At 67.0% G+C, this 2,372-nt stretch carries 1 protein-coding gene; it reads left to right on the top strand.

Annotation, left to right across the window (positions count from 1 at the left end):
- A partial coding sequence (locus tag ACHQ4I_RS41725; RefSeq protein WP_420777459.1) for a type I polyketide synthase occupies positions 1-2,372 on the top strand: 2,372 nt, incomplete at both ends.

Below are 2,372 nucleotides of genomic sequence, written 5' to 3'. Positions count from 1 at the left end.
ATCAGCCCGCGTGAAGCGTTGGCGATGGACCCCCAGCAGCGACTGCTACTGGAAACCTCGTGGGAAGCCTTGGAAGACGCCGGAATCGACCCCACGACACTGGCCGGCTCCACCACCGGAGTGTTCACCGGCATCATCGCCCAGGACTACGGCCGTTCGGCGGTCGAGGCGTCGGACGGGTTCGGGGGGACCGGTCAAACCTCGAGTGTGGCGTCGGGCCGGGTGGCTTATGTGTTGGGTTTGGAGGGTCCAGCGGTGTCGGTGGACACGGCGTGCTCGTCATCGCTGGTGGCATTGCACCTGGCGGTGCAGTCGCTGCGGGCCGGGGAATGCGACCTGGCGCTTGCCGGTGGCGTGACCGTGATGCCGACCCCGGTGGCGTTCCTGGAATTCAGTCGCCAGCGGGGCCTGGCCGCCGATGGCCGCTGCAAACCGTACGCCGGTGCCGCCGATGGCACCGGGTTCTCCGAAGGCGTCGGGGTGCTCGTAGTCGAGCGGTTGGCCGATGCCCGTGCCAAGGGCCATCAGGTGTTGGCGGTGGTGCGGGGGTCGGCGGTCAATCAGGACGGTGCCTCCAACGGGTTGACCGCACCCAACGGGCCCTCCCAGCAGCGGGTGATCCGTGCGGCGTTGGCCAGTGCGGGCATCGACGCGGGCGAGGTCGATGTGGTGGAAGGCCACGGCACCGGCACCGTCCTGGGTGATCCCATCGAAGCCCAAGCCTTGCTGGCGACCTACGGCCAGAACCGGCCCGCGGATCGACCGGTATGGCTGGGCTCGATCAAATCCAACATGGGCCACGCCCAGGCCGCCGCCGGTGTCGCCGGCGTCATCAAGATGGTGCAGGCGATGCGGCACGAAACAATGCCGGCATCCCTGCACATCGATGCACCCAGCCCCCACGTGGACTGGTCGACCGGCGCCGTATCACTGCTCACCGAGGCCAGGCCGTGGCCGGTCAGCGACGGCCGGCCGCGTCGGGCCGCGGTGTCCTCCTTCGGGATCAGTGGCACCAACGCCCACGTCATCCTCGAACAAGCCGACACCGCCCTCGACCCGGCACCGGTCGATACGCTCGATTCCCCGGATCCGGTGGCGGGTGTGGGGTTGCTCGATTCCCCTGATTCCGTGGTGCCGTGGCTGGTCTCGGGCAAGACCAGCCAAGCCTTGGCTGGGCAGGCTGCCCGGTTGGCGGACTGGGTGCGTGCCGAGGACGACCTGGATGTCGTGTCGGTGGGGTCTGCGTTGGCGACTACTCGTGCGGTGTTCGAGCATCGTGCGGTGGTGGTGGGTGCTGATCGTGAGGCGCTGCTGGCCGGGTTGGCGGGGTTGGCGTCGGGGCAGCCGGGACCTGATGTGGTCGTCGGCCACACCACAACCACCACACCCGCCAAGACTGTGTTGGTGTTTCCCGGGCAGGGCTCCCAATGGGTCGGGATGGGTGCGGAGCTTCATGCGCAGTTCCCGATGTTCGCTGAGGCGTTCGATGCGGTGGCCGAGGAGTTGGATCGGCATCTGCGTTTGCCGCTACGGCAGGTGATGTGGGGTGATGACCAGGAGCTGCTCGACAGCACAGAGTTCGCTCAGCCGGCGTTGTTCGCGGTGGAAGCGGCGTTGTTCGCGTTGGTGGGGCAGTGGGGGATCGACCCGGATTTCGTGATGGGTCATTCCGTGGGTGAGGTCACCGCAGCGTATGTGGCCGGGGTTTTGACCTTGGAAGACGCTGCGCTGCTGGTAGCGGCCCGAGGCCGATTGATGCAGGCCTTGCCCGAGGGCGGGGTGATGGTTGCAGTCGCCGCCAGCGAGGACGAAGTGCTGCCGTTGCTGGTCGGCGGGGTGGATATCGCCGCGATCAACGCGCCGGGATCGGTGGTGATTTCCGGTGCAGAGACAGCCGTGGCCGCGATCGCGGATCGGTTGGCCCAGCAAGGTCGACGGGTGCACCGTTTGGCGGTGTCACACGCGTTCCATTCCCAGCTGATGGAACCGATGCTCGAGGAATTCGCGCGCCTGGTTTCCGATATCACGGTGAGCCCGGCACGGATTCCGGTGGTATCGAACGTGACGGCCGAACTGACCGGACCCGACTTCGGGTCGGGGCAGTACTGGCTCGACCACATCCGCCGACCTGTGCGTTTCGCCGACAGTGTGCAGTTGTTGGAGTCGATGGGCGCCACCCGGTTCATCGAAGTCGGTCCCGGCGCTGGCCTGTCAGCTGCCATAGAACAGACACTGACCTCTCCCGAGGCCATCACGATCCCCGTGCTGACCAAGCACCGCCCCGAGACCACCGCGATGGTCAAAGCGGTGGGCCACGCCTTCGTCGCGGGGGTACCTGTCGACTGGAGCAAGGTTTACACCACCACACCGGG

Source organism: Nocardia nepalensis (genome assembly GCF_048910785.1).
GTDB lineage: Bacteria > Actinomycetota > Actinomycetes > Mycobacteriales > Mycobacteriaceae > Nocardia > Nocardia nepalensis.
This window is presented reverse-complemented; position numbering and strand designations above follow the sequence as displayed.